This is a genomic window from Staphylococcus sp. GDY8P72P, assembly GCF_016890655.1.
Classification (GTDB): Bacteria; Bacillota; Bacilli; order Staphylococcales; family Staphylococcaceae; genus Staphylococcus; species Staphylococcus arlettae.
In genome coordinates, this window is sequence record NZ_JAFEQJ010000008.1 from 304,186 (window position 1) to 327,611 (window position 23,426).

At 33.0% G+C, this 23,426-nt stretch carries 28 protein-coding genes and 1 other RNA gene; 25 read left to right on the forward strand and 4 right to left on the reverse strand.

Going from position 1 to position 23,426, the window contains the following annotated elements; translation table 11 throughout:
* Positions 1–167: 167 nt before the first annotated feature.
* Positions 168–356: a hypothetical protein gene (locus tag JVU85_RS05275; RefSeq protein ID WP_002510692.1), complete on the reverse strand. Its 189-nt coding sequence runs from the start codon at positions 354–356 to the stop codon at positions 168–170.
* 315 nt (positions 357–671) lie between these two features.
* Here JVU85_RS05275 and JVU85_RS05280 point away from each other — a divergent pair, with 315 nt between their 5' ends.
* Entirely contained in the window at positions 672–1,301 is a 630-nt protein-coding gene (locus JVU85_RS05280) for a DUF4887 domain-containing protein (protein WP_031266603.1), read from the forward strand.
* Between the two features lie 41 nt (positions 1,302–1,342).
* On the opposite strand, the gene JVU85_RS05285 is transcribed toward JVU85_RS05280, so the two are convergent.
* Entirely contained in the window at positions 1,343–1,561 is a 219-nt protein-coding gene (locus JVU85_RS05285; protein ID WP_002510535.1) for a hypothetical protein, read from the reverse strand.
* Positions 1,562–1,892: 331 nt separating this feature from the next.
* Here JVU85_RS05285 and JVU85_RS05290 point away from each other — a divergent pair, with 331 nt between their 5' ends.
* The 12 genes from JVU85_RS05290 to ssrA all read left to right on the forward strand — a co-directional run bounded on the left by JVU85_RS05290 (position 1,893) and on the right by ssrA (position 14,322).
* Positions 1,893–2,921, forward strand: a complete 1,029-nt coding sequence (locus tag JVU85_RS05290; protein WP_002510534.1) for a sugar-binding transcriptional regulator — start codon at positions 1,893–1,895, stop codon at positions 2,919–2,921.
* A gap of 40 nt (positions 2,922–2,961) precedes the next feature.
* The gene (gene gap, locus JVU85_RS05295) at positions 2,962–3,969 is read left to right on the forward strand and encodes a type I glyceraldehyde-3-phosphate dehydrogenase (RefSeq protein ID WP_002510533.1); all 1,008 of its coding nucleotides are present in this window, start codon (positions 2,962–2,964) and stop codon (positions 3,967–3,969) included.
* Positions 3,970–4,102: 133 nt separating this feature from the next.
* Entirely contained in the window at positions 4,103–5,293 is a 1,191-nt protein-coding gene (locus tag JVU85_RS05300; protein ID WP_002510532.1) for a phosphoglycerate kinase, read from the forward strand.
* Positions 5,294–5,364: 71 nt separating this feature from the next.
* Positions 5,365–6,126, forward strand: coding sequence for a triose-phosphate isomerase (gene tpiA / locus JVU85_RS05305; RefSeq protein ID WP_021459126.1), 762 nt, complete (start codon positions 5,365–5,367; stop codon positions 6,124–6,126).
* 1 nt (position 6,127) lies between these two features.
* Entirely contained in the window at positions 6,128–7,651 is a 1,524-nt protein-coding gene (gene gpmI, locus JVU85_RS05310) for a 2,3-bisphosphoglycerate-independent phosphoglycerate mutase (protein ID WP_021459125.1), read from the forward strand.
* A gap of 194 nt (positions 7,652–7,845) precedes the next feature.
* Positions 7,846–9,150, forward strand: a complete 1,305-nt coding sequence (gene eno, locus JVU85_RS05315; RefSeq protein WP_002510529.1) for a surface-displayed alpha-enolase — start codon at positions 7,846–7,848, stop codon at positions 9,148–9,150.
* Between the two features lie 160 nt (positions 9,151–9,310).
* Positions 9,311–9,772, forward strand: a complete 462-nt coding sequence (locus JVU85_RS05320; protein ID WP_002510528.1) for a hypothetical protein — start codon at positions 9,311–9,313, stop codon at positions 9,770–9,772.
* A gap of 68 nt (positions 9,773–9,840) precedes the next feature.
* Entirely contained in the window at positions 9,841–10,074 is a 234-nt protein-coding gene (gene secG / locus JVU85_RS05325; RefSeq protein WP_002510527.1) for a preprotein translocase subunit SecG, read from the forward strand.
* A gap of 134 nt (positions 10,075–10,208) precedes the next feature.
* Positions 10,209–10,949, forward strand: a complete 741-nt coding sequence (locus JVU85_RS05330; protein WP_031266601.1) for an alpha/beta hydrolase — start codon at positions 10,209–10,211, stop codon at positions 10,947–10,949.
* A 36-nt stretch (positions 10,950–10,985) separates the two neighbouring features.
* Positions 10,986–13,373: a ribonuclease R gene (gene rnr / locus JVU85_RS05335; RefSeq protein ID WP_204172109.1), complete on the forward strand. Its 2,388-nt coding sequence runs from the start codon at positions 10,986–10,988 to the stop codon at positions 13,371–13,373.
* 22 nt (positions 13,374–13,395) lie between these two features.
* A complete protein-coding gene (smpB, locus tag JVU85_RS05340) occupies positions 13,396–13,860 on the forward strand; it encodes an SsrA-binding protein SmpB (RefSeq protein WP_021459122.1) in 465 nt (154 codons plus the stop codon).
* A gap of 101 nt (positions 13,861–13,961) precedes the next feature.
* Positions 13,962–14,322: a transfer-messenger RNA gene (gene ssrA, locus JVU85_RS05345) on the forward strand.
* A 108-nt stretch (positions 14,323–14,430) separates the two neighbouring features.
* On the opposite strand, the gene JVU85_RS05350 is transcribed toward ssrA, so the two are convergent.
* Both JVU85_RS05350 and JVU85_RS05355 read right to left on the reverse strand, forming a co-directional pair.
* A complete protein-coding gene (locus tag JVU85_RS05350; protein WP_204172110.1) occupies positions 14,431–15,537 on the reverse strand; it encodes a tyrosine-type recombinase/integrase in 1,107 nt (368 codons plus the stop codon).
* Between the two features lie 13 nt (positions 15,538–15,550).
* Entirely contained in the window at positions 15,551–16,213 is a 663-nt protein-coding gene (locus JVU85_RS05355; RefSeq protein ID WP_204172111.1) for a helix-turn-helix domain-containing protein, read from the reverse strand.
* A 149-nt stretch (positions 16,214–16,362) separates the two neighbouring features.
* On the opposite strand from JVU85_RS05355, the gene JVU85_RS05360 reads away from it, so the two are divergent.
* The 12 genes from JVU85_RS05360 (at position 16,363) to JVU85_RS05415 (ending at position 22,390) form a co-directional block, all read left to right on the forward strand.
* Positions 16,363–16,584 carry a helix-turn-helix domain-containing protein gene (locus JVU85_RS05360; protein ID WP_204172112.1) on the forward strand — a complete coding sequence of 74 codons (222 nt, stop codon included), beginning with the start codon at positions 16,363–16,365 and terminating at the stop codon, positions 16,582–16,584.
* A complete protein-coding gene (locus JVU85_RS05365) occupies positions 16,581–16,799 on the forward strand; it encodes a helix-turn-helix transcriptional regulator (RefSeq protein ID WP_204172113.1) in 219 nt (72 codons plus the stop codon). The genes JVU85_RS05360 and JVU85_RS05365 overlap by 4 nt, the downstream gene beginning before the upstream one ends.
* Before the next feature lie 15 nt (positions 16,800–16,814).
* Positions 16,815–16,994 (forward strand): hypothetical protein, encoded by a 180-nt coding sequence (locus JVU85_RS05370; RefSeq protein WP_204172114.1) that lies wholly within the window; start codon positions 16,815–16,817, stop codon positions 16,992–16,994.
* 1 nt (position 16,995) lies between these two features.
* Entirely contained in the window at positions 16,996–17,343 is a 348-nt protein-coding gene (locus tag JVU85_RS05375) for a hypothetical protein (RefSeq protein ID WP_204172115.1), read from the forward strand.
* Between the two features lies 1 nt (position 17,344).
* The gene (locus JVU85_RS05380) at positions 17,345–17,653 is read left to right on the forward strand and encodes a hypothetical protein (RefSeq protein ID WP_204172116.1); all 309 of its coding nucleotides are present in this window, start codon (positions 17,345–17,347) and stop codon (positions 17,651–17,653) included.
* 60 nt (positions 17,654–17,713) lie between these two features.
* Positions 17,714–19,330 (forward strand): phage resistance protein, encoded by a 1,617-nt coding sequence (locus tag JVU85_RS05385; RefSeq protein WP_204172117.1) that lies wholly within the window; start codon positions 17,714–17,716, stop codon positions 19,328–19,330.
* 165 nt (positions 19,331–19,495) lie between these two features.
* Positions 19,496–20,299: a bifunctional DNA primase/polymerase gene (locus tag JVU85_RS05390; RefSeq protein WP_204172118.1), complete on the forward strand. Its 804-nt coding sequence runs from the start codon at positions 19,496–19,498 to the stop codon at positions 20,297–20,299.
* The gene (locus JVU85_RS05395) at positions 20,286–20,570 is read left to right on the forward strand and encodes a pathogenicity island protein (RefSeq protein ID WP_204172119.1); all 285 of its coding nucleotides are present in this window, start codon (positions 20,286–20,288) and stop codon (positions 20,568–20,570) included. Before JVU85_RS05390 ends, JVU85_RS05395 begins: the two co-directional genes overlap by 14 nt.
* Entirely contained in the window at positions 20,567–20,980 is a 414-nt protein-coding gene (locus JVU85_RS13930; protein WP_239441164.1) for a hypothetical protein, read from the forward strand. The genes JVU85_RS05395 and JVU85_RS13930 overlap by 4 nt, the downstream gene beginning before the upstream one ends.
* A 91-nt stretch (positions 20,981–21,071) precedes the next feature.
* Positions 21,072–21,272 carry a hypothetical protein gene (locus tag JVU85_RS05405; protein WP_239441165.1) on the forward strand — a complete coding sequence of 67 codons (201 nt, stop codon included), beginning with the start codon at positions 21,072–21,074 and terminating at the stop codon, positions 21,270–21,272.
* Positions 21,273–21,284: 12 nt separating this feature from the next.
* Entirely contained in the window at positions 21,285–21,902 is a 618-nt protein-coding gene (locus JVU85_RS05410) for a hypothetical protein (protein ID WP_204172121.1), read from the forward strand.
* A gap of 14 nt (positions 21,903–21,916) precedes the next feature.
* The gene (locus JVU85_RS05415; RefSeq protein WP_204172122.1) at positions 21,917–22,390 is read left to right on the forward strand and encodes a hypothetical protein; all 474 of its coding nucleotides are present in this window, start codon (positions 21,917–21,919) and stop codon (positions 22,388–22,390) included.
* The last annotated feature ends 1,036 nt before the right edge of the window (positions 22,391–23,426 follow it).

Here is a 23,426-nt window from a genome sequence, read left to right on the forward strand (position 1 = left end):
ATGAAAATTAGGTATATTTCAAATTGCTTAATTAATAAATATTGTAAAAGCGATGATTTTTATTAAAGTCATCGTGAAATTACTTGATTGTTTTAGTATACATTATATTTTTAAAGATAAGTTAAAGATTTGTTTTATAAGATATGATATTTGTAGATTTATGTAAATTACGTCAAAATTAAAATAATACCAATTATAAAGAAAACAATAAAAATAAATAGTATAAGTGTAATGACGAATTTAACAGTTGACGATTTGTGATTATCATTTGCCTCATTTTCAAGCATCATAGTTTTTACATTATTATGTTTTTTATTTGTATGTTGTGAATCATTGAAAGGATCTATTTGTTTCAAAATAAGCACCTCGCATTTAGATTAATGAATGACATAGTGAAAAATATTTAAATTTAGTTGTGTAGTCTTTGTATTATTAATAGTACTTCAACTCGTTTGTTAATTTATTTTACTACAAAATGTTTTGAAAATAAGCCAGGAGGTAATTTTAAATTAAAGAGTTTAATAAAATCCCTGAATAGTGTAAAATATAGTTTCGTACTTCAATAATCAAATACGCATAAAATGCATAGCATAAACGCAATATAATACTGAAAAGTGAGGGGGAAGTAAATGCACATCAAAAATTAATTTTGATGATAAGCATAAAAAAATATGAGTAATTTGTCGAAAATTATAAGTGGAATAATTGTATTGTTATTACTTGGTGGCCTGATTTTTGCAATTTTTGCTTTTGTAGATCATTCTAATAAAGCTAATGAACGCTTATCTGATCAAAAACAAGAACAACAAGACAAAGATAAGAAAAAAGATAAAGATAAAGAAAAAAAGAAAAAAGATACTGAAGAGTCTACTCAAGAAACGCAACAAACACAACAAACGCAACAAACACAGCAAACTCAGCAAACACAACAAGTTCCTCAAACTACAGAAGAGACGAGACAGCCAGCGACAACAGAAGAACGTACGTCTGAGCCAAAAACAAAAGAACCAAAGACCGAAGAACCAAAGACCAAAGAGCCATCTACAGAGGAACCAAAGACAGAAGAGCCAAAGACCAAAGAGCCGTCTACTGAAGAACCAAAGACAGAGGAACCAAAGACCGAAGAACCTGAAACAGAAGAACCATCTACAGAAGAGCCGTCTACTGAAGAACCGTCTACCGAAGAACCAAAGACCGAAGAACCGAAAACTCAAGATAAACCATCAACAAATAATAGTTCCCAAAACAGCGAAGGTTCATCACAACAAAGTAATCAGTCTAGCTCATCAGAAGATGATTAATAATAAACGCCTTAAGCAATCTGCTTAGGCGTTTTTTTGAATTAAAATATCCAATTTAAAATATAACTTACTAATGATGAAATTAGGAATAAGAGAAAAATGAGTGTGAAACAGCCGCAACCAATTGGACCACAACCACAATTAAAAGTTTTAATATAACCTCTTGATTGATAGTGACCGTTTTGGTTATTAAAATAATCATCATTTCGATATCGTTGATCACCTGGTTCAATAACTTCATTTTGTTTTTCTTTGGACAAATTATGCCCCTCCACTTCACAAGAATAAAAATTTAATTATACTTAAATTATGATGGACAGTGTCTCTGTGGGTCAATTTATTTCACTGCAAATTTGTAGTTTAGTGATGATTAGATTTAAGTAATAAGGGTATTATTGATAACGTAAGACCTTATAGCAATGATGTAAGCACATTCATTTTAAAGGGGTAGTTCTTATGCTTGCAATTCTCTAGATATAGTAGTAGTATTGCAATTGTAAATGGTTATATTTTTTTGTCCCACTAGGGACGGAAAAAGTCAACCTATGGTTGTAAGATGACCCTTTATTTTGGAATTGGAGGAGGATAGTAGTGAAAGACTTGATAAATATTCAACAGAAGTTAGTGCCTGAAATTGTTGAAAAAATGTATCGTCGTTTTTCTATATTAACTACTATCGCTAAAAATCAACCTGTAGGTAGACGAAGTTTAAGTGAGTATATGGATTTAACAGAGCGGGTATTGCGTTCCGAAACAGATATGTTAAAGAAGCAAGAACTTATCAAAGTTAAACCAACAGGAATGGAAATTACAGCTGAAGGTGAACTGACAATACAACAATTAAATAGTTATTTTAATGTGTATTCAGATAGTCATCATTTAGCACAAGGCATTAAAGAGCAATATGGTATTCGCGATGTTTATGTGATACCTGGTGATACAGATAATGAGCGTTCCGTTAAAATTGAGTTAGCAAGACAAGCTGGTCAATTATTGGAAAATAGTCTGTATGAAAATTCAGTTGTATCAGTTACGGGTGGTTCCACAATGGCTTATGTCAGTGAAGCTATGCATCAACAACCATACAATGTCTTTTTTGTTCCAGCTCGAGGTGGTCTCGGTGAAAATGTTGTGTATCAGGCAAACACCATTGCTGCAAGCATGGCTCAGCAAACAAATGGTGAATATACCACACTTTATGTACCGGATAATGTAAGTGAAACAACGTATAATACATTATTAAATGAACCATCAGTAATTCATACACTTGAAAAAATTAGAGAATCAAATATTACAATTCACGGTATTGGTGATGCGCTGAAAATGGCTAAAAGACGCCAGTCTCCGCAAGAAATTGTGGATAAACTTCAACATCATAATGCCGTCGGAGAAGCATTTGGTTATTACTTCGATGATCGAGGCGATGTAGTGCATAGAGTTAAAACAATTGGACTACAGTTAGAAGACCTTGAGTCAAAAAGGTTTATTTTTGCCGTCGCTGGGGGTAAGTCAAAAGGAGAAGCAATTAAAGCTTACCTATCAATTGCCCCTGCCAACACTGTATTAATTACAGATGAAGGTGCGGCAGAAGTTATTTCAGATTATAGTAATAAAAAGTGATTTCACTTTTTAAATATCATTTTTAAAGGAGGCCATTATAATGGCAGTTAAAGTAGCAATTAATGGTTTTGGTAGAATCGGTCGTTTAGCATTTAGAAGAATTCAAAACGTTGATGGAATCGACGTTGTAGCAGTAAACGACTTAACAGATGATGAAATGTTAGCACACTTATTAAAATATGACACTATGCAAGGACGTTTCACAGGAGAAGTTGAAGTAGAAAATGACGGTTTCCGTGTAAATGGTCAAGAAGTTAAATCATTCTCAGAACCAGATCCAAATAAATTACCATGGGGCGACTTAGATATCGATGTTGTTTTAGAATGTACTGGTTTATTCGCAGACAAAGATAAAGCATCAGCTCATATCGACGCAGGTGCGAAAAAAGTATTAATCTCTGCTCCAGCATCAGGTGATTTAAAAACAATCGTATTCAACACTAACCACAATGAATTAGATGGTTCTGAAACAGTTGTATCAGGTGCTTCATGTACTACTAACTCATTAGCTCCAGTTGCTAAAGTATTAAACGATGACTTCGGTTTAGTAGAAGGTTTAATGACTACTATCCATGCTTACACTGGTGACCAAAGCACACAAGACGCTCCTCACAGAAAAGGTGACAAACGTCGTGCGCGTGCAGCTGCTGAAAACATTATTCCTAACTCAACAGGTGCTGCTAAAGCAATCGGTTTAGTTATTCCTGAAATCGATGGTAAATTAGATGGTGGCGCTCAACGTGTACCAGTAGCTACTGGTTCATTAACTGAATTAACAGTTGTATTAGACAAAGAAGTAACTGTTGAAGACGTTAATAGTGCAATGAAAAATGCTTCAAACGAATCATTTGGTTACACTGAAGACGAAATCGTTTCTTCTGACGTAATCGGTATGACTTACGGTTCATTATTCGATGCTACACAAACTCGTGTAATGACTGTTGGTAACCAACAAATGGTTAAAGTAGCAGCTTGGTATGACAATGAAATGTCTTACACTGCACAATTAGTTCGTACTTTAGAACAATTAGCATCACAAGCTAAATAATTTTAGTTTAAATATTAATTTAGCAAGCTTGTTGTGCTGTTAAATTTTAACTATAAGCTTAGGAGTAAGCGGGGAGCACAAACGCTTCTCCGCTTATTTTACTGTATTGTCCCATTAAAAGGAGGTAGTTTAAATGGCTAAAAAAATCGTTTCTGATATAGAATTAAAAGGTAAAACTGTACTTGTTCGTGCTGACTTTAATGTTCCTATGAAAGATGGAGAAATTACTGACGATAACCGTATCGTTCAAGCCTTACCGACAATTAATTACATTGTTGAACAAGGTGGTAAAATCGTCTTATTCTCACACTTAGGAAAAGTAAAAGAAGAAAGTGATAAACAAGAATTAACATTAAAACCTGTAGCCGAAGCATTATCAACAAAATTAAATAAAAACGTGGTTTTTGTTCCTGAAACACGTGGAGAACAATTAGAACAAGCTATTCAAGAATTAAATGAAGGCGATGTACTATTAGTCGAAAATACTCGTTTTGAAGATGTTGATGGTAAAAAAGAATCAAAAAATGATGCTGAATTAGGTAAATATTGGGCTTCATTAGGCGATGTTTTTGTAAATGATGCGTTTGGTACAGCACATCGTGAACATGCATCTAACGTAGGTATTGCAGCTAATTTAGAAACAGTAGCAGGTTTCTTAATGGAAAAAGAAATTAGATATATCGGTGGCGTTGTAGAAAACCCTGATAAGCCTGTAGTAGCTATCCTTGGTGGTGCGAAAGTTTCAGACAAAATAGGTGTGATTACTAACCTATTGAAAATCGCTGATAAAGTACTTATTGGTGGTGGCATGTCTTATACGTTCTTTAAAGCACAAGGTAAAGAAATTGGCTTATCATTATTAGAAGAAGATAAAGTCGATTTTGCTAAAGAATTACTTGAGCGTGCTGGTGACCAAATCGTTTTACCAGTTGATTGTAAAATCGCTAAAGAATTTTCAAATGATGCTGAGATTACGGTAGTATCAACAGATGACATTCCTGCTGATCAAGAAGCGATGGATGTTGGTCCTAAAACTGTCGACTTATTTAAAGAACAACTACAAGGTGCTCATACTGTAGTATGGAATGGACCTATGGGTGTCTTCGAATTGAGTAACTTTGCTAAAGGTACAATTGGTGTCTGTGAAGCAATCGCTGAATTAAAAGATGCAAATACTATTATTGGTGGCGGCGATTCAGCAGCTGCAGCAATTTCATTAGGCTATGCAGATGATTTCAGTCACATTTCAACAGGTGGCGGAGCATCTCTAGAGTATCTTGAAGGTAAAGAATTACCTGGCGTTGTAGCAATTGCCAATAAATAAATTCCGCACTAAGTATGACTGATAGTTATATTAAAGGATAATTATAAATCAATTAATAGGAGTGTATTGTAATGAGAAAACCAATTATTGCTGGTAACTGGAAAATGAACAAAACAGTTCAAGAAGCTAAAGATTTTATCAATGAATTACCAACATTACCAGATACTAATGAAGTTGAATCAGTAATCTGTGCACCAACAATTCAATTAGATGCTTTAGTATCATTAGTAAATGAAGGGAAAGCACAAGGATTACAAATCGGTGCGCAAAATGCATATTTTGAAGATAATGGTGCATTTACTGGCGAAACATCACCAGTAGCATTAGCAGATTTAGGTGTGAAATTTGTTGTTATTGGACATTCAGAACGTCGTGACATTTTCCACGAAACTGATCAAGAAATTAACAAAAAAGCACATGCAGTATTTAACCACGGCATGACTCCAATCATTTGTGTAGGTGAAACAGATGAAGAACGTGAAAGTGGTAAAGCAAATGAAGTTGTAGGTAATCAAGTGAAAAAAGCTATTGAAGGTTTATCAGACGAACAATTGAAACAAGTTGTAATTGCTTATGAACCAGTATGGGCAATTGGAACAGGTAAATCATCTACAGCTAAAGATGCAAATGAAATGTGTGCATTTGTAAGAACAACAATCGCTGATGCTACAAGCCAAGACGTAGCAGACGCAACTCGTATTCAATATGGTGGTAGTGTGAAACCTAACAACATTAAAGAATACATGGCTGAAACAGATATCGACGGCGCATTAGTAGGTGGAGCATCTCTTAAAGTCGACGATTTTGTACAATTGTTAGAAGGTGCTAAATAATATGGCTAAACAACCAACTGCATTAATCATTTTGGATGGTTTTGCAAATCGTGAAAGTGAACATGGAAATGCTGTCAAACTAGCTAACAAACCGAACTTTGATCGTTATTTTGACCAATATCCAACGACACAAATCGAAGCAAGTGGTTTGGATGTAGGACTTCCAGAAGGCCAAATGGGTAATTCAGAAGTTGGTCATATGAATATTGGTGCTGGACGTATTGTCTATCAAAGCTTAACTCGTATTAACAAGTCTATTGAAGACGGTGACTTTTTTGACAATGAAGTGTTAAATAATGCGATAACACACGTACAAGATAATAATACTGCGCTACATGTCTTTGGATTATTGTCAGATGGTGGTGTGCACAGTCATTACAAACACTTATTTGCAATATTGGAATTAGCTAAAAAACAAGGTCTCGATAAAGTATATGTTCATGCATTTTTAGATGGACGTGACGTTGATCAAAAATCAGCATTAAAATTTATCGAAGACACAGAAGCTAAATTTGCAGAAATTGGTATCGGTCAATTCGCATCTATTTCAGGTCGTTATTATGCAATGGATAGAGACAAGCGTTGGGACCGTGAAGAAAAAGCATATAATGCGATTCGCAACATTGATGGACCAACATTTGCTACTGCAAAAGAAGGTGTCGAAGCAAACTATGCTAAAGACCTTACTGATGAATTCGTAGAACCATTTATTATTGCTGACCAAAACAATGGTGTGAATGATGGAGATTCAGTGATTTTCTTCAATTTCCGTCCAGACAGAGCTGCACAGCTTTCTGAAGTATTCACAAATAAAGTATTTGATGGTTTTAAAGTAGAACAAGTGAAAGACTTATACTATGCTACTTTTACAAAATACAATGATAATGTTGCGGCAGAAATTGTCTTTGAAAAAGTAGATTTAACAAATACTATCGGTGAAGTAGCACAAGATAACGGTTTAAAACAATTACGTATTGCTGAAACTGAAAAATTCCCACACGTGACTTACTTTATGAGTGGTGGACGTAATGACGAATTTGAAGGGGAACGTCGACGCTTAATCGATTCACCTAAAGTTGCAACGTATGATTTAAAACCTGAGATGAGTGCTTATGAAGTAAAAGACGCTTTAATCGAAGAGTTAAACCAAGGTGATTTAGATTTAATTCTATTGAACTTTGCGAATCCAGATATGGTTGGACATAGTGGAATGTTAGAACCTACAATCAAAGCAATTGAAGCTGTAGATGAATGTCTAGGAGAAGTCGTAGATAAAATTATCGACATGGGTGGTCATGCGATTATTACAGCAGATCATGGTAACTCAGACATGGTACTAACTGACAACGATGAACCTATGACAACACATACAACTAACCCAGTACCAGTTATTGTTACTAAAGAAGGTGTCACATTACGTGAAACAGGTCGCTTAGGTGACTTAGCACCAACATTATTAGATTTATTAAATGTTCAACAACCAGAAGATATGACTGGTGAAACGTTAATCAATCATTCTAAATAACAGTAAGAAAACAACCAAGATTTAAGAATAATAAGTTATGACTATCTTCTTAGATAAGGTAATCATATGACTTGTTTTCATAATCACAGTTTGTTTCAATAATTAAATTATTTTATATTTACGTTGAATCAAGCTATAATGAAAGTGCAAAAATAAAAACTCTAAACTACTTAGGAAAAAGGAGATTAACAAACATGCCAATTATTACAGATGTTTATGCTCGCGAAGTCTTAGACTCACGTGGTAATCCAACAGTTGAAGTTGAAGTATTAACTGAAAGTGGTGCATTCGGACGTGCATTAGTACCTTCAGGTGCTTCTACAGGTGAACACGAAGCAGTTGAATTACGTGATGGAGATAAATCACGTTATTTAGGTAAAGGTGTTACTAAAGCTGTAGAAAATGTAAATGAAATTATTGCACCAGAAATCGTTGAAGGTGAATTCTCAGCTTTAGATCAAGTATCTATTGATAAAATGATGATTCAATTAGACGGTACTGAAAACAAAGGTAAATTAGGAGCAAACGCTATTTTAGGTGTATCTATCGCTGTAGCGCGTGCAGCTGCTGATTTATTAGGACAACCACTTTATAAATATTTAGGTGGATTTAACGGTACAGAATTACCAGTTCCAATGATGAATATCGTAAATGGTGGTTCTCACTCAGACGCACCAATCGCATTCCAAGAATTTATGATTTTACCAGTAGGCGCTGCTACATTTAAAGAATCATTACGTTGGGGCGCAGAAATCTTCCACAACTTGAAATCAATCCTTAAAAACCGTGGTTTAGAAACTGCAGTAGGTGACGAAGGTGGCTTTGCACCTAAATTCGAAGGTACTGAAGATGCAGTAGAAACTATTTTAGAAGCAATTAAAGCAGTAGGCTTAGAGCCAGGTAAAGATGTATTCTTAGGCTTTGACTGTGCTTCATCAGAATTCTTTGAAGATGGCGTATATAATTATGCTAAATTCGAAGGTGAAAACGGTTCGAAACTTACTGCTGAACAGCAAGTTGATTACTTAGAAGAATTAGTTAATAAATATCCAATCATTACTATTGAAGACGGTATGGATGAAAACGATTGGGACGGCTGGAAAGTTCTAACTGATCGTATTGGTGACCGTGTACAATTAGTAGGTGACGATTTATTCGTTACAAATACTGTTAAATTAGAAGAAGGTATCGAAAAAGGAATTGGTAACTCAATCCTTATCAAAGTTAACCAAATCGGTACATTGACTGAAACATTTGAAGCTATTGAAATGGCTCAAAAAGCTGGATACACAGCTGTAGTTTCTCACCGCTCTGGTGAAACAGAAGATACAACAATTTCTGATATTGCAGTTGCTACAAATGCAGGTCAAATCAAAACTGGTTCATTATCAAGAACAGACCGTATTGCGAAATACAACCAATTATTACGTATCGAAGATGAATTATTCGAAACAGCTAAGTTCAAAGGACTTAAAGCATTCTATAATTTATCTAAATAATATAGCTTAAATTAAATGAGTTCACGCGGATAAACACGTAGGTCAATCGACTTACGTGTTTATTTTTGCATCAATATGGAAAGTTTCTATCAGAATTATTCATCTTTAACTTTGAAACTGATATAATAAAGTATGGAAATATCTTAAGGAGTACTTGGAAATGGATGAAAATCAAAAGTCTAGAGTAACAAAGACAGCACACTTTATCGCATATAGTTCGCTAATATTGGCAATACTTTCTGCTATTCACAATTTCATAGTTTTAGATGATAGTGTAGTGCGACAATTGTTGACAAATAGTGGGCAAAAAGCGACTGACAATGCAATTGGTACTATCCGTAATAGTTTTCAATACACAGGTGTTATGTATGTATTAGCATATTTAGCAGGTATTATAGCTATTTGGAATCGTCACACGTATTTATGGTGGTTTATGTTTGCGGCATTCACGACTAATGTTTTATATAATTTGATTAATGTTTCTGTAGTCTTACAAGCTATCAGTGATGCTAAGTCAGTATTAAGTACTTTACCACTGATTATTGTGTTAGTTGCTTCTACGCTTATCGCAATATATATGTTAGTAGTATCAATCAAACGAAAAAGTACGTTTAATCGATAGGTATTTGATAAAATAGACGAACGTGTGATATAATGCGTTTCGTATATAATGAATGGAGGACAATGTTTATGCACTCGTTAATAATAGTTCTATTAATTATAGATTGTATTGCATTAGTAACTGTTGTATTACTCCAAGAAGGAAAAAGTAATGGACTTTCTGGCGCAATTAGTGGTGGTGCAGAGCAGTTATTTGGTAAACAAAAGCAACGCGGTGTCGATTTATTCTTGCATAGATTAACAATTGTATTGTCTATCATTTTCTTCTTGTTAATGTTAGGCATAACATATTTGGGTATATAAGGTCCGACAATGTTAAAGTCGGGCTTTTTTATTTATAATAGTACTTGAGAAGCTAAACAGCTCATCATGATGATAAAACATAAAGTGCCAAGGTGGCAAAACTATGTGACATGACAGTGAAAGGATTGAACAAAATGCAAATTAAACTTCCAGAACCTTTCTTATTTGAAGAAAGTAATCGTGCTGTTTTATTATTACATGGCTTTACTGGTAACTCTGCAGATGTTAGACAGATGGGGCGTTTTTTACAAAAACAAGGTTATACTTGTTATGCACCTCAATATGAAGGACATGCAGCTCCCCCAGAAGAAATTTTAAAGTCCAGCCCACATGTTTGGTATAAGGATGCCTTGGATGCATACGATTATTTAGTCGATAAAGGCTATGATGAAATTGCGGTAGCAGGTATATCACTAGGTGGGTGTTATGCATTAAAAATAAGCTTAAATCGAGATGTAAAGGGTATTGTAACCATGTGTTCGCCTATGTACATTAAGACTGAAGGTTCTATGTTTGAAGGTGTATTAGATTATGCACGTACCTTTAAAAAGTATGAAGGTAAAGATGCTTCAACGATAGAAGCTGAAATGTCCGCTTTCAAACCAACTGAGACATTGAAAGAATTACAAGGACAAATTCAAGATGTACGCGATCATGTTGATGAAGTGATGGATCCAATCTTTGTAGCACAAGGCGAATTGGATCAAATGATTAATACTGATTCAGCTAATATTATATACAATGAAAGCGAATCGGATGATAAAACAATAAAATGGTATGCCAACTCTGGTCATGTCATTACTATTGATAAAGAAAAAGAACAACTTTTTGAAGATGTTCTCAAGTTTTTAGAATCGTTAGATTGGTCTGAATAATTATTTTAAAATTAAAATATAGAAAGGAGGGGCATGATGAATTTAAAGCAATCTATTGAAACAATCATTAAACAACCTGACTATGAACCAATGTCAGTGTCAGATTTCCAAGATGCATTAGGTTTAAGCAGTGCCGACTCATTTAGAGATTTAATAAAGGTGCTAGTTGAACTAGAACAAACTGGTTTAATAGAAAGAACTAAAACAGATAGATACCAAAGAAAAGTAGCTTCGAAACAAAAAACGAAGGCATTAGTAAAAGGTAAGCTAAGCCAAAATAAAAAAGGATTTGCCTTTCTACGCCCAGAAGATAGTGAAATGGATGATATCTTTATTCCACCTACTAAGATTAACAGAGCGATGGATGGTGATACGGTCCTTGTAGAAGTACAAAACTCACGTGGTGAACATAAAGGGAAAACTGAAGGTGAAGTAAAATCTATCGAAACACATTCAGTGACACAAGTAGTAGGTACTTACAGTGAAGCACGTCACTTCGGGTTTGTCTTACCAGATGATAAACGTATTATGCAAGATATCTTTATTCCTAAAGGTCAAAATTTAGGTGCGGTAGATGGTCATAAGGTGTTAGTACAAATTACTAAATATGCCGATGATAATTCTAATCCAGAAGGCCATGTTTCAGCTATATTAGGGCATAAAAATGATCCAGGTGTGGATATTTTATCAATCATCTATCAACATGGTATAGAAATTGAATTTCCTGATAACGTGTTAGAAGAGGCAGAAGCAGTGCCAGATGAAATCAAACCATCAGAAATTACTGGTAGACGTGATTTACGTGATGAACTCACTATAACCATTGACGGGGCAGATGCCAAAGACTTGGATGATGCGATTAGTGTAAAACAATTAGCTAATGGTAATACACAATTAACTGTGAGTATTGCCGATGTTAGTTATTATGTCACAGAAAATTCGGCATTAGATAAAGAAGCATATGATCGTGCTACAAGTGTCTATTTAGTAGATAGAGTCATACCGATGATTCCACATCGTTTAAGTAATGGGATTTGCTCATTGAATCCAGATGTAGATCGCTTAACATTAAGCTGTCGTATGGAAATAGATGCGCAGGGTGATATCGTTAATCATGAAATCTTCGACAGTGTTATTCATTCTGATTATCGTATGACATATGATGCAGTAAACGAAATAATAACAGATAAAAATGAAGCTACACGTAACAAATATAGCGAAGTAACACCAATGCTAGATTTGGCTCAAGATTTGTCACAACGTTTTATCCAAATGCGTAAACGTCGTGGTGAAATTGATTTTGATATAAATGAAGCTAAAGTGTTAGTTAATGAGGAAGGTCTACCTACCGATATTCAAGTGCGTAATCGTGGAGAAGGTGAACGATTAATTGAATCATTTATGTTAGCTGCTAACGAAACTGTAGCAGAACATTTTGATAAGTTAGATGTACCATTTATTTATCGTGTACATGAGCAACCAAAATCAGATAGATTACGCCAATTCTTCGATTTTATTACGAATTTCGGCTTGATGATTAAAGGTACAGGAGAAGACATCCATCCTTCAACATTACAAAAAATTCAACAAGAAGTAGATGGTTTACCAGAACAAATGGTTATCTCTACCATGATGTTAAGATCAATGCAACAAGCACATTATGATGACACCAATTTAGGTCATTTTGGTTTGTCAGCAGAATATTATACACATTTCACGTCACCTATACGTCGTTATCCAGATTTAACTGTACACCGTCTCATTCGTAAGTATTTAATCGATAATGCAATGGACGAAAAAGAGTTAAGAAAATGGGAAGATAGCTTACCAGAAATTGCAGAACATACATCTCAAAGAGAACGTCGTGCGATTGAAGCCGAACGTGACACAGATGAACTGAAGAAAGCAGAATTTATGGTACAGCATATTGGTGATGAATTTGAAGGTATTATTAGTTCTGTTGCTAATTTTGGTATGTTTATTGAATTACCAAATACCATTGAAGGAATGGTACACGTTGCCAACTTAACAGATGACTATTATCATTTTGATGAACGCCAAATGGCGATGATTGGTGAACGTCAAGCTAAAGTTTTCCGCATAGGTGATGCAGTGAAAATTAAAGTTATCCATGTCGATGTGGACGAACGTATGATTGATTTCCAAATCGTAGGTATGCCATTGCCTAAAAATGAACGTAGTCAAAGACCAGCACGTGGAAAAACGATTCAAGCCAAAACACGTGGTAAGTCGTTAGATAAGTCAAAAGATGACCGTCAGCAAGGTAAAGGTAATAAAAAGAAAAAATCACGTAAAGGTAAAAACCAGCGTAATCGTGATAGCCAAAAAAGTGGTAACACTAAACACAAACCGTTTTACAAAGATAAAAAAGTCAAAAACAAAGCACGTAAAAAGAAAAAATAAATCAGCGAAGAGGTGAAACTCAATGCCAAAGAAAAAATCACCAGGTACATTAGCAGAAAATCGTAAAGCCAGACATGATTATAATATCGAAGATACGATTGAAGCGGGCATTGTGTTACAAGGAACAGAGATCAAATCCATTCGTCGTGGTAGTGCCAACTTAAAAGATAGCTATGCACAAGTAAAAGGTGGAGAAATCTATCTGCAAAATATGCATATTGCGCCTTATGAAGAAGGCAATCGCTTTAACCATGATCCACGACGTTCACGCAAATTACTATTACACAAACGTGAAATTATTAAATTGGGTGAACGTACGCGTGAGATTGGATATTCTATTGTTCCATTAAAACTTTATTTAAAACACGGTAACTGTAAAGTCTTGTTAGGTATTGCACGTGGTAAGAAAAAATATGATAAACGTCAAGCATTAAAAGAAAAAGCAGTGAAACGTGACGTAGATAGAGCAATGAAAGCCCGTTATTAAGCTAATCTATTGCTAAAGTAAGCAATTTTTGTTAGTATTAAATGTACTTTCTGTAAAACATAAGGTATCAGTGAGATGCAGGAAGTACATTCATTCATCGAGGGGACGTTTATGGATTCGACAGGGGTCCCCAGAGCTCATTAAGCGTGTCGGAGGGTTGTCTCCGCAACAACACACACAGTTTATAATAACTGGCAAAGAAAACAATAATTTCGCAGTAGCTGCCTAATCGCACTCTGCATCGCCTAACAGTGTCGTCTATGCACTGTTAACGCGATTCAACCTTAGTAGGCTACGCTAAACACTGCCGTTTGAAGTCTGTTTAGAAGAGATCTAATCAAACTAGCGTAATGTTGGTTGTCTATTACCTCTCATTACGCGAAATTGACTAATAGACTACACACGTAGAAAGATGTGTATCAGGACCTTTGGACGCGGGTTCAACTCCCGCCGTCTCCACTACATAGCTCTCAATCCTTGTGGTTGAGGGCTTTTTATTTTTGTTGCCACAGTATTGCCACAGTATTGCCACAAGCATATAAAAAAATACCTTCCAAGATTTGGAAAGTATTATAAATATTTTATAATTTCTTTTTGTGTACTAGGGTACAAATGGCCATAGCGTGAGCTTACTTCTTCTATAGACGAATGACCTAATCTTTGTGCAATTATCATTAAACTAGCACCATGATTGACTAACATAGAAGCATGGCTGTGCCTTAACTCATGGATTACAATACGTGGGAATGTTTCACCAGCTGGTAATTCGTCATCTAAAGTTTTTAGTGCATTAGTAAACCAACGATCTATAGTTGATTCACTGAACGCTTTAAAGAATGTTCCGAACAATACATAATTATCCTTATATATGTTATTCTCTTTATACCAAGTTAAATAATTTCGTAAGTCATCCATCATGTGAGTAGGTAAATATATATCACGTATGGCTGCTTTCGTTTTAGGGGCTGTCACTTCGCCGTGGTAGTCCGTTTTGTTTATATGGATATAATCATCGTCAAAGTTCACATCTTCCCATGTGAGCGCTCTAATTTCTCCCTTGCGTGCGCCACTATAGAACAGCAACTTGAAGAATAATTTTTGTTGAATAGTAGGCAAAATATCATAAAACTGATTAAATTGCTCTAACGTCCAGTAATTCAAGCGTTTCTGTGTTTCAATTTCAAAATTACCGACTAATGATGCAACATTTTGTTTTAGATCATGATACTTCATAGCATGGTTCAATATAGTTACCAAGAACACATGCATCTTTTTCAAATATTCTCCTGAATGAGCTTCTTTCATCTTTTTATTCTGAAACTTCATAATATCTTGTGTTGTCATGTTGAAAACGTCCATTGATTTAAAATAGGGTACTAAATGATTATTAGTATGTGTCTTTAATGCTTTCACACTTGATGATTTACGTCTTGCTGTGTACCAATCCACATACTCCTCTACCAGCTTATCAAAAGGCAATTGATTAATCTTGCCGATGCCCTCTAATTCATCCATATAAGCGTTACAAGCCTTCACAGCTTCCTTACGTTGCTTAAATCCAGTACGTTTTATCTCTTTTCTTGTATTCGTCTTATCGTAGTATGTGATACGGAAGTAATATGTACCACGTTTAGCATCTTTATAGATATTGTGGGATAGTTTAAGGTCGTGTTGCAATTAGATCACCTCATTAAGTTAAATATTCATCGTCATATATTTCACGCATAAAATCCTCTATTGAATCTGTTATATTTAAGTACTCCATATATTCGGTGAATTCAGTCTTTTTATTCATTCTTTCGTTTTGATACTCTTTAATAACTTCTGGGTTTTGAATACTTTTTAATAGACTGGGGTTATTTTTAATTGTTTTTATGATTTCTATATTTACCAATTTATATATTTGATGTAATACATCATGTGGTAATTCTACAGTCGCTATTTTTTCACCAAAAATAGAAGTTTTTATATCATAAAAAATTTTGTTTTCAGATTCAAATAGATAATTTAATTTGTAATATGGCTTGTCGACAACACTCTTTTTGCCATTATATTTATTAATTTCTAATCTGCCACTAGATTTCAAATCATTAAAAAATGTTGTGTTTTCTTCTATATTTTCATAACTACCTGCCAATATTCTGAATTCATTTAAAAAATCTTGACTATCATTGAAATCTAATACTTTCGCTATTTTGATAAGCAACTCATCATTTGGTATAACCTTATTGTTTTCTACACGTGACAAGAATGCATGAGTCACCCCTACCTTTTCGCCTAATTCTTCTAGTGTAAGTGGATAACTTTTTCTGGCATTTCTTATTGCTTTGCCTAACGTTCCATCTTGATTCATATCAATCACCTCAACAAGAGTTTACCATAAATGTAACAAAAATAGATAACATTTTTTAATTTGTACTTGTAATGTAACTTAATTTAGTTTATATTAAAGGTGTACCAAATAAATGTTACTTGTTTAAGTAACAAAAGTGAGGTGGAAATATGATAAAAACTAATATACCTGAGTTGAGATATTTGATTGCTAAAAATGGTCACAGTTTAAGAAGCTTTTCAAAAATTAGTGGTATTTCGCTTTCTTATCTAAGTTTGATTGTTAATAACAAAGTTACACCAAGTCCTAAAATGGCAAAAAAATTATCAGAAAATCTAAATGTAAATATAGAATACTTATTTGATTTTGAAATAAAGGAGGAAGAAAGATGAAAAAAATAGCATATCCACATCTTTATATTCAACGTAAGGAACATGGTCACAATCAAGCGCTCGTTGCTCGTAAATTAGGTATCTCAAAAGAACGCTACTCTTTGAAAGAGCTAAACAAAGCAAATTTCACACTACCAGAAGCGAAAATTTTATCTGAATTATATGGAATGCCTATCGATGAATTATTTAGTAATTCAATTTCAGTAGGACAATAGGAGGTGAATACAAATATGAAATTATTCGGAACACTTATCGCAGCAAGCTCATTGACTTCATTTACAGTAGGTTATGTGACAGAAGATATTTTTAATAGTATGGCTTTATATAGTCCACTAGCTATTACATCATGGGCAGTATCAGAATGGTTTAACGATAGAAAAATTAGAAAACAATTAATGGAGGTTGAATAATATGAATATTGAAATTTTAAATGCTTTTGAAGAAATGACGAGCGCTTCTAATAAAGTTTATTCTTTGAATGGAGAAATGAACAGACTTTCAGAGTTAGTAGGTATATTAAGTGAAAAAGTAAAAGCGTATAGAGAAGAAGGAGATAATTTAGGGGCGAATGCAATAGCTAATATCGCATTAGATGATATTGAGCCAGTAATTAATTATTTGTATGAAGATTTTCATAAATCAATGAAAGAATTCGAGCAAAAAACGAAACGACTTAAAAATGTTTGTGCCTTTCACGGTATAAATGTTCAATTAGGCAAAGATAATAAAGTTATTAATTTTTATAAGGAGAGTAGATAAAATGAATTATTCAGAAAAAGTACAAGAAAGCGTGGAATTTGCAGATTTGAGAAATAAGATTCAGTCAGTATTGGACTATCTCGGTATGGAATCATCAGAATTAGAGGATGAAAGAGCATATGCAGTAAAGAATAATAAGCCTGTTTATCATCAAGCTATCAATAATAATATCAAACAAATTTATGTAACTACATCTACTTTATTAGCAATCAGAAATGATATTGAATCAATGCATGATGATATTCAAAGACAAATTAACAAAGAAAAAAAGGCATTATCACAAGCCGGCAAGCAGAATGATAACGCCTAAACGCAAATATTTAACTAAAAATATCTAACTAAATACTAACATATATGAAAGGTTGATTGTATGGACGAAACAACACTTTATAAACAACATTTTGAATTTCATTCAAATTTAGATTATATCAATACAACAAGTTTATCCAGAATCAAGGAGATTAGTAAGCGAATCAATTTCGCTTCTATCTCTAGTGATAAACAAGTTTTTAATAATAAAGGTAATTTATATCATCGTGAAAAGAATGATATTGGTGATTACATTAATAACCTTACTTTAGATTATATCATAATTCCCAAAGAAATTGGAGTAATTTACGGAATTGTAAATACTAAAATTACAGAAAATGATAATGGTGAAGAGGAAAAGAAAGCAAGTTTTGCAGCAGGTTCATTCAACAATTATGCAAGATTTATTGCAGATTTAATATCAAATAAAGTGATTTATTCAGATGAATTAGATGCATTTTTAATAGTCAAAAGTAACACGTATGAAGTGATAGACGACACAAATTTTGCCTTAAATTATCCAGTCGATAATAAGCATCAGATAAACGACTTTTTAGAAGTCATGCTTGAAATGTACCGTGAACACTTAAATGTAGAACATGGTTACAATATCCTTCCATATACCATTGCAGGTAACAATTGGATTTACGATTGCAGAAACTTAGAGTTTAAGAAAAAAACACTCAATTCAGACGAATTATACGCGAAAAAATATGATGTTAATGCATCAGCGATTGATACAGATATACCTGAAAAATTCTATGATCTAGTTACTGAAAGTGATAAAAGTAAGAATAATTTAATGTTAGTACATGCATATACTATGTATCGCAAAATGAACATTATACAGGCTGAGAAATGGTTTTTGATGAAGGATTTTGGCCGTTCAGGTAAAGGGTTGTTTATGACTACATTTGATGCACTGTTACAGGTTAATAAAGTTAATTTTGATGCTCTTTTATCTCGAGGTTTTGAGTCACAAAACGAATGGATGAACTTTTATGGTGCAGATATTGCTCATGCTAACGAAACAGGCGAGATTACAGAAAGTATGATGCGTATTTTAAGAAAAATTGCTACTGGTGAAGTAATTTCTGGTCGTGGTATTGGCAGAAACGCATTCACATTTAAAAATAATGCAGTGTTAATTCTCGATACAAACGAAAGTGTAGATACAGGGGAAATTACAGCGAACACTACACGTACAATTAAAATTTCACTCAAAGATAGACCACTTAACGAGACAGATGAAGAACGTTATCAAATATTTAAGCCATATTGGGATTTTGTACAGCCAAATGGTAAGAAATCAGTAGCAGCTGCAGTTTCATTTTTGATTGCGAGTTTGGAATATCTGAAAGAAACTGGTCGAGAGTTTAAGTTTAGTGATGTAACACTCAAAAACTATTTCAGTGAAGATGAATTGACTGAAACACAGGTTAATATGATTAAAGTTTTAGCAAAACAAAGTTTTTTATTTGCTGGTGATGAAACATTACAAAAAATGATTGAACAGGATTATAAAAGTTTGAGGTACAAACAAGCTAGAGATGATATGAAGAAAATCGGAATAAGCATAAATAATCAAAAATGGATAGATGGAGTAAATACAAAAGTTCATAAAGTAGAAAATCCAGAATTGTTTAATATGGCATTAGAATTAATTTCAGAAGAGTAAGGGTTAGACTAACCCTTACTAACTCTTATCATAACCCTTAAAACGTTGTAACAACAGTCACTAACTCTTATAGCTCTAATTTCTATAGCGTTTTTTGTAAGTGTAAAATAATTTAGCTACTAAAGGAAAAATAAGCGTTATAAGGGTTAGTAAAGGAGGTATTCAATGACAGGTTATCATGTAGCAAAATATTTATTAAAAAAGAATATTCAAGTTATACCTTTAAATCAGTACAAAAAGCCAAGTATTCCATTTGCTGATATAGATGTTACCGACAATTTCATTGAATATCATTCAAGTTTGTATCATCAAACGCATGTATTAGGTGTGCTTACACGTGGTCTATGGTGTATCGATATTGATGTAGATCATCAAGAAGGTAGTAACGGATTAGAAAGTTTAAAAATGATACCTTTTTATGCCGAAGTTGTAGCTAATGCACAAAATACTTTAGTACAAACGACGCCTAGTGGTGGCAAGCATATAATATTCCAAAAACGTGCTGGCGTTGAATACGGTCAAAAAATAGATTATTTACCATCTGTAGATATAAAGGCACATGATAACAATTATTTTGTGTTAGCTAATAGTCGAACACATAAGGGGATTTATAAACACAATAAAAAAGATGTAACAGAATATAATGGAGAATTTGAAAATCGTATATTTTCTAAACGTGGTAATTATACGCAACAAATTTTAGAACCGTATTCTATGAAACAAGTGTTATCAGATCATAATTTCGACCATTTAGGTACTAGTAAAGGTGGATTAGGTAAACAAGCATATCAACGTATTGTAAATAGTGAAAGTGAATATAGAAACGATGATTTATATAAAGCAGCAAGTTATGCGAAGCAATGTAACGTTGATATTGAACCGTTGCGTATATTAATTGGGGATAATAAAAACGGAGATATATTTGATGAGAGAAGTTGGGAGGCGACTGTAAGAAGTGCAGGCTACTAATATTGAAATAAATTATGATGAACAAGCTGAAAAAATAGGGTTAATTGTTGGCATACCAGAAGAAATGTATTTCTGTTCAATCAGTAGAGCGTCAGTAGTTTATGTAGAATACATTAATAAAAATTGGGTGGCATGGCGTGAAAGCTATGTACCTAATACAAATAGGCGTTCTAGTTATAAATTGATTGCACATGGTGGCTTTGAATTAGTAATAGCACGTACTAAAAACTATTTAGGATTTATTACAAAGAAAAGAGGATTAAGAAAATGAGATACCTATATAACAGTGGCAATAGATATGGAACAGTAGTAACTAATAACAATACACACCGTGTGATTACAGAATATCCACGTGAAGTATTTTACTTTAACGATGATGAATTACAAGAATACATGGCTTATAACAATTTAGGATTCAATGCGATTGAATTTAACGATATGACAATGGAACAACTAGAAACTGTATTAATGTGGTGTAAGCAGTTAGAACCTATAAAGACAGTGAACGAAAACTATTCCAGCTATAACTTAAAGCATATGTTTGAACGTGAACCATATGGCTTTTATATATCAAACAGCAATATGAAAGAGGCGATGGCACTTGCTGGATTTAAACCTAAAAGTGCTGATGATCTAAACTGGTTTTATCCAATAAGTGAACGAAGTATCAAGCACCTTTAAAAGAGATATAGACACTTAAATTCATATAGTTACAAACTCATTAAAGATATTAACGACTTATTATATCTATTAATTAAAAGGGGATATGCACATGTGGTATAGGGATGTGGCTAATCAAATTGTTGCTAGATTGCCAACTAATATAAGTAATGTGTCAGAGAGTTATTTAAATACAGTAATCAGGCGTTATGTAACTAAGCTTGAAGATATTGAAGAAGTGAAACAATATATTAATGAAATGAAACGCAGAAAACAAATTAAAACGTATAAAGATTTTATAACTAAAAAATAAGGGAGTTTTTAAATGACTAAAGTAAATGAAAAATCAATCGAAGTATTTAATAAGGTAATTGAACCAAAGGTGGAGAATAAAAAACATGTGGCTTTAGAAAAAAGCAAAGTCACTGACAAATTAAAAGAATTTGATTTTAAGATGTCACATTATAAAAATGAAAATGATTACGCTATGATTGTATCGCTTAAAAAGGAACAAGAAAAACTGGAAAATACAATTGTAGAATTATATGAGCAAAGTGAAGATGACAATCATAAATTATTAGATGAAGATATAAAAGCATTTAATGCTGCATATGATAAAGAGGTTAAAGAATTAAAAGATAATAACAGTAAACTAATTCAAGAATTCAACGGAAAATTACAAGAAGCTTATGAAGTATATGAGAAGATTGCAGCTAACAAGGTGGAAGCTATTCGTAGAGCATCAAGACGTAATTATATGAATACTGCAATAAACAACCCAGACCAATGGAGATTGAGTTTACAACGTAATACAAGTTTAGTTGATGATCCATTTAAAACGAATACTAATCCAACTACATTAGCCAATAGTTTTAAAGAAATGTTATTTAATATAAATGGTCGTGCTGATTCAGAATACAATAACGGAAACCATAAATGGTAAAAGGGGGATTATAAATGAGTTACACAGTATTAAGTCCAATAAAACAAGATTATGCTTTAGGCTTTGATGAAAAGAAAAACACTATTATTTTAAAACCATTATATTCAAATACACAAGTTGGGATAGCTACCGTTGATGGTGTGGCTAGTTCTGATATTAATTATAAAAAAGGTTCTTTAACTAGAAGAGTGTTTAAAAACTTTAAAGATACTGATGGTATAAATATTGTGATAAACAACAATGAGAATTCATTTGTTGCTAACAGTAAAGATTCAGGTGTACTTACTGTTATTAAAGAAGAATTCATTGGCTTTGGTATTCAAGTTGATAGGGTTCGTGATAAAGGTGAGGGATTGCAAGAATTAATCGATATAGCTAAGAATAATAAATCGGTATCAGTACAATGTTACGCTAGTAAATTGGGTATGGATAATACAACGATTGGTAATGTTGATAAGATTGAATTAGTATCGGTAAACACAAAATAATTAACTTATAAAATAATGTTGTTATAATATGTTTTATGTAGTATAATGTAAGTAGGTAGAAATCTACCTTGAATGCTTTATAAAACATTCACTAATTCTTCTGGTATCGGTTGTTTAATAGCTTGTTCTTGAAAGTTGCATACTTCCTTTGTACGCCATCATCACTTGTTCTGCTCTTATACTTGTGGTGGTGGCTGTTTTAATATCAAGTTTTATTGTGAAGGGAATAGCATTGGTTGATTTTAGTATTAAGCAATCATATCTAACATGTGATTAGATCATTATTAACATATTGATAATGAACATTTATTCAGAAGAGAATAATAATTAGTTGTTGTGATGTTAAGTTAAGAAGTATTTAAGATAGATTATGATTGAAGTTGTATTGAACATTATTAAAGAGATTAGTTCAATGATGATAAAGATTAAGTTGTTACATCAACAATGATATTAAGATAAGTAAAATGTATTTAAATAAGTGATTAGATCATAATGAATTCATTTGTATTATCAATAGAAGATTGATGAACGAATTAACTTTGATGAACAAACTTAAAAGATAAATGATTACAAAATGTTTTTGTTCTTTCATTTGAAATTTAATTTAAAACAAATTATAAAAAGAAGATTAATAAACAATTATAAATAAACATTCAATATGAAGATGAATACAATAAGTATCTTCATACTTATTCATAGGTTAAAGGCTTAATAGTGATAATAGGTTAATAGCAAATAGATTACTAATACAATAGTTATAAATTTTCCAATTATAATGACTTATTTTGAGAATGAAAACATTTATAGTTTGAGTTGAATTATTTAACTAAATAAAGTTATAAAATGAAATAAATATCATAATGATTAGTAATACAAAACATCTGAAAATGGACTTCATAGAAGGCATTTAGAGCTTGTTTTAGAGCATGTAATAACTGTGTAATTAAAGCTATATAAATAATAAATGTACGTCATAATCGTGCGCTATAACCAGCTAAGCATTACTAATTTAAAAAGCCAGGGGTCTGTTAGGCGC